General features: G+C 33.1%; 5 protein-coding genes. 4 read left to right on the top strand and 1 reads right to left on the bottom strand.

Going from position 1 to position 5589, the window contains the following annotated elements; all coding sequences use genetic code 11:
• On the bottom strand, positions 1-333 hold a 333-nt coding region (locus N4A35_06995), incomplete at its 3' end, for a hypothetical protein (GenBank protein MCT4581148.1).
• Between the two features lie 140 nt (positions 334-473).
• Here N4A35_06995 and bshA point away from each other — a divergent pair.
• The 4 genes from bshA (at position 474) to N4A35_06975 (ending at position 5230) form a co-directional block, all read left to right on the top strand.
• Positions 474-1628 (top strand): N-acetyl-alpha-D-glucosaminyl L-malate synthase BshA, encoded by a 1155-nt coding sequence (bshA, locus tag N4A35_06990; GenBank protein ID MCT4581147.1) that lies wholly within the window; start codon positions 474-476, stop codon positions 1626-1628.
• 107 nt (positions 1629-1735) lie between these two features.
• The gene (locus N4A35_06985) at positions 1736-3004 is read left to right on the top strand and encodes a dihydroorotase (GenBank protein ID MCT4581146.1); all 1269 of its coding nucleotides are present in this window, start codon (positions 1736-1738) and stop codon (positions 3002-3004) included.
• A gap of 3 nt (positions 3005-3007) precedes the next feature.
• Positions 3008-3619, top strand: coding sequence for a dethiobiotin synthase (gene bioD, locus N4A35_06980; protein ID MCT4581145.1), 612 nt, complete (start codon positions 3008-3010; stop codon positions 3617-3619).
• Between the two features lie 3 nt (positions 3620-3622).
• A complete protein-coding gene (locus tag N4A35_06975) occupies positions 3623-5230 on the top strand; it encodes a tetratricopeptide repeat protein (protein MCT4581144.1) in 1608 nt (535 codons plus the stop codon).
• Positions 5231-5589: the final 359 nt, after the last annotated feature.

The raw sequence follows: 5589 nt of genomic DNA, 5'->3' as shown, positions 1-5589 counted from the left end.
TTTTGCCCCTGCTGTTTGTACGACTTGTGTTCCCCAGTTATCACCTGAGCCACTTCCTACTTGAACCCATTGTAAATTAGGTCCGTCCCAATAGAAAAAAGTCGTTAAGTCTTTATCATAAACTAACATTCCATCTTCGGCATTGGTTAATGCAGTACCTAAAGTATTTCGAGCTGTAGTTGTCAGTCTAGAAATTAAAACTCCTTTATCACTGGATTCGATTTCTAAAACTGCTTGTGGGTTGGGATTTAATGTTCCGATTCCTACATTATTTTGAGCAATAACATTTAGGGAAGTAAAAACACTTAATGAAACGATTATTTTCTTCATCATCTAATTGGTTTGTTGGTATGATCTATTTTCAGCAATCAAATGTGAAATTATCATAAATAAAATGAAAGATTGATCTAAATGATTGCTAACAGACTTCAAAAATAACTATTTTCGCGCAAAACATAAAACGACTTACTAAAATGACTCAAAAGAAAGAAATCCTAAAAATAGGCATCGTTTTATACCCTACATTTGGAGGTAGTGGTGTTGTTGCTACGGAGTTGGGAAAAGAACTAGCCAGTAAGGGGCATGAAATACATTTTATAACCTACAGAAAACCTGTTCGACTTAGTGAACTTAGAGAAAATATTTTTTTTCATGAAGTTGCTGTTTCTGATTACCCTTTGTTTGACCACACGCCTTATGAGCAAGTGTTAACTAGTAAACTTGTTGACGTCGTTAAATACGAAAACTTAGATTTATTGCATGTCCACTATGCTATTCCACATGCTTCTGCAGCATACATGGCTCAGCAAATATTAAAATCCCAACATATCAATATTCCATTTATTACAACATTACATGGTACAGATATCACTTTGGTAGGGAAAGATCCCTCTTTTGAACCTGTAATTACTTTTTCAATAAACAATTCAAATGCAGTAACAACCGTTTCAGAAAGCTTAAAAAAAGACACTTTCGAACATTTTGAAATCACCAATGAAATCCAAGTAATTCCTAATTTTATCTGTTCTAAGCATTATCAATTACCTAATAATGATTTTTATAAAAAGAGGTATGCTCCCAATGGTGAATTCATCATCACACATATCTCCAATTTTAGAAAGGTAAAACGTATCGAAGACGTTGTTAAAGTCTTTAGAAAAATAAGGCAGAAAATGCCTTGTCGCTTATTATTTGTTGGAGATGGTCCTGATCGAATCAATATTGAGCGTACCTGTAGAAGTTCGTGTGAACGCGAAGATGTTTTATTCCTTGGACATTTAGAATCAACAAGAGAAGTCTTAAATATTTCAGACTTATTTATACTTCCTTCCGAAACCGAAAGTTTTGGTTTAGCAGCATTAGAAGCCCTAGCGAGTAGTGTACCAGTTATCACGACTAACGCAGGTGGTTTACCTGAAGTTGTTGACCATGGTATTAATGGCTTTTTATCTGAAGTTGGAGACACAGAAGATATGGCTAATAATGCTATTAATCTGCTAAGTGACCTTGATCAATTGAATCAATTTAAAGAAAATGCTCGTAAAAAAGCATTACAATTTGATATTCATAACATCTTACCTATTTACGAAAAACTCTATATAGATGTATGTTGTTCAATGGATAAATAGTTTTTTTAAATTTAGCGTTTTATTCATCTTGAATTTCTTATTTTTGTTCTAGTTTTAATAAGAGAAGTTATCTTGATCATGGATAACTTTGAGAAAAAAAAGTCTTCATGTCTGTTCTTATCAAAAAAGCCTTAATCATTGACCCTAATTCTCCTTTTCATCAACAACAAAAAGACCTCGTTCTTGAAAATGGAAAAATCATAGCTATTGGAGAAAACTTAAGCCCCAAAGCAGATACGATCTTTGAAGAAGAGGGGTTATATGTATCTCCAGGCTTATTTGATTTTAGAGCGACGTTTGGGGAACCTGGGATTGAAACAAAAGAAGATCTTTTTACCGGTACCAAAGCCGCTGCCAAAGGAGGGTTTACAGGTGTAGCAATTACTCCCAATACTCATCCTAGCATTAGTAATAGAAGTACTGTTGAATTTTTAAAGAACAGAGCGAAAGGTAACCTTGTAGATGTTCATCCTATTGGAAGTATTTCCCAAAATATTGAAGGAAAGGAATTGGCAGAAATGTTTGATATGAAACAAGCAGGTGCGCTAGCGTTTTCTGATCATAAAAAAGCGATTCAAAATCCCAACTTACTATCAAGAGCATTGCTTTACACTAAAAACTTTAATGGTTTAATTGTCTCATTTCCAAATGATGAAAAAATTAACCATAGTGGACAAATTAACGAAGGAGCGACGAGTACAACATTAGGACTGGAGGGGATTCCTCATCTAGCTGAAGAGCTCCAAGTAAGCAGAGATTTATACCTTGCTGAATATAATGATGCGCCAATTCATTTTGCAACCATTTCTTCTGAAAAATCTGTTAACATCATCAACAGTTATCAAAAGAAAGGAATTCAGGTAACTGCAGATATTGCTGCTCATCAACTGGTCTTTACCGACGAAGTTACTGTTGGTTTTGATAGTAATTATAAAGTACTGCCTCCTTTCCGATTACAAAAAGATATTGACGCTTTAGTAGAAGGGTTAAAAAGAGGGACTATCCATGTCATTTGCTCTGACCATACACCAAGAGAAATTGAAGATAAAGAGAAGGAATTTGACTTAGCTAAATTTGGTATTATTAATTTACAAACAGCATTTCCCTCTATGCTAACTTATTTAGCTCCAAAAACAGGAATTGAATTGATTATTGAAAAAATGGCAATCGCTCCACGAAGAATTTTGAACATTCCTGTACCGACTATTAAAGAAAATGAAGTTAGTAATTTAGTGATCTATGCGCCTTCAAAAAAATGGACTTTAGAAGCTAAAGATATAGCCTCAAAAAGTAAAAATTCACCTTATATTGGTACCGAATTTACAGGAAAAGTAGTTGCTGTAATAAACAATAATCAAATAGAAGAAAACAGATAATTAATGAGGTATTTTGTTACTGGAATTGATACAGAAGTTGGAAAAACAGTCGTTTCGGCAGTGTTAGTACAAGCATTAACAGCAAACTATTGGAAGCCCATTCAAAGTGGGGATTTAGAACATTCGGATAGTCATAAAATTTTAGATTTGATTTCAAAAAAGATTATGATTTACCCTGAATCCTATCGTTTAACGCAACCACTCTCACCTCATTTATCTGCAAAGTTGGATGGTATTGAAATAAAACTAAAGGATATTATCCCTCCTTCATCTACCAACTTGATTATTGAAGGTGCTGGAGGAGTTATGGTTCCAATCGATGAAAAAGGGACCTACGTTACAGACATTATTCCTTTTTGTGATGTTGAAATCATTTTGGTTACAAAGAATTATTTAGGAAGTATTAATCATACACTATTATCAATTCAATATCTTCAATCTAAAAACTACACGATAAAAGGTATAGTTGTTACAGGCGATGAAAACAAAGAAACCGAAGCTATTATCACTAAAAACACAGGGGTTCCTATTTTATTTCATGTTCCTATGACAGACAATTTATCAAAGCAATTTATCAAAGAACAAGCCTCTAAAATTAGAACGTTAATTCAATAATATATGGGGCCATTTAAATTGCTGGTAACACTTTACTTCATAGGTGTTAACTTCTTCTTGATTGCACAAAATACGGTAGAAAATGACTCCATTCTGTTTCAGCAGTTAAACCTTGATTTTCAAACTGCTGTTTATGCTGACATTGACTCTTCTTTGATGATTGCTCAACAACAAAAAGCATTACTCAACAAATGGAAAGAAGCCCCAAAAAACCTCAATAATGTTGAAGAATTATACCTTAACAATATGGGGGTATATCATAAAATGAAAAGTGATTTTGACTCTTCTATTTACTATTATGAAAAGTGCTTAGAAATTTTTCAAACAAAAGCCGATCAACACAATGAAGCTACCGTTTACAACAACATAGCTAATATTCACTATATGAAAGGAGATTATCCTTTTTCTCTAGAGTTTCACTTAAAATCTTTAGCTATCAGAAATCAAATAGAAGACACAGCTGGAATTGCAATGTCTAATGCTAATATTGGTTTGATTTTCGAAAGTCAGTCTGAACCTTTAAAAGCAATTGAATACTTTGAAAAAGCAGCTAAGGGTTTTGAATTAGTTCAAAACAAGATGGCTATTGCATGGACCTATAGTAGTCTTGGAATTTCCTATACTCAAACTGCTCAATATCAGCTTGCTGATTCATTACTTCATCTTAGTTTGGCTATTCGTACTGAATTAAATGATAACCGAGGAAAGGAATTCTGCCTTTCTAGTTTGAGTAGTTTATTTTTAAAACAAGCTAAGTCACATCAACCTATCTGTCAAAAAGATTTGTTAAAAGCCAAAGAATATGGTGTTCAAGCTGACTCATTAAGTAAAGTCAATGGTGATAAATGGGGTAATATTTCTACCTTAAATACACTCGGAGAAATCTATTATTTAAATCATCAACTTTTTATTGCTAAAAGCTACTTGTACGAAGCTCAAAAATATGCAGCTGAGATTGAATCATCCAAAGAACTAGGAAAAACGTACGAATTACTGTCAATGGTATATGAGAAAGAGTTGATGTACGACTCCTCGCTCTCCTATTACCAACAATTTAAACTAATTAATGATTCATTATTTTCTATTGAAAAAGATAAAGAAATTGGAAGAAAAGAAGCTTGGCTGGAGTACCAAAATGAATTAGATATTCATAAACTAAAAAGTGAAAACGAAATTAAAATTCACAAAGGTCAAAAAAAGATTCAACAACTTATTTCTATAATTATTGGGCTGAGCCTTATTATCGTCATTTTTATCTCTATTTTTATTTATAGAAAATGGCAAAAAGCTCAAAAGGAAAAGCTAATTGTTCAAGAAGAAAATGAACGTATAGAGAAATTAAACGCCGAACTAGAAGCTGAAATAAGAGTCATTAAAGATAAGCTAGATAACCGTAAAGAAGAGCTTCCGCCTCACATGGATAAGCTTTCTAAAAGGGAAATGGAAGTCCTTATTTTATTAGGTAGAGGGTTGAGTGATAAAGAAATAGCTGAAAACTTATTTATATCTGTTACAACAGTAAGAACGCATAACCGAAAAATTTTTGATAAACTTCAAATTAAAAACCGTACCGAAGCTTTAACTATTTTAAATAAGTATAAGTTAACTTAATAAGGCCGTCTAGTTCTCGATACTCCTCCTCTCTCGGCACTCGAACTGACTGGATTAATGCTGCAATGATTTAATGATACAATGATGAAATGTTATAATGGGTTGAATCTTCTTCTTTGCTATTTTCCCATCATCTTATTAGCTTATTATCTCATCAGCTAATTGTCTCTGTTCTTTATTCTTTGCTCTCTATTCTATTTCCTGGTTCAAAAAGCCGTCTTGTTCTCGATACACCTCCTCTGTCGGCACTCGAACTGACTAGATTAGTGCTGCAATGATTTAATGATACAATGATGAAATGTTATAATGGGTTGAATCTTCTTCTTTGCTATTTTCCCATCATCTTATTAGCTTATTAT

It is taken from the genome of Flavobacteriales bacterium, from assembly GCA_025210295.1.
In the GTDB taxonomy this organism is placed as follows: domain Bacteria; phylum Bacteroidota; class Bacteroidia; order Flavobacteriales_D; family Parvicellaceae; genus S010-51.
Note: the sequence above shows the minus strand (reverse complement) of the source record. Positions and strands in the feature narration are given on the sequence as shown.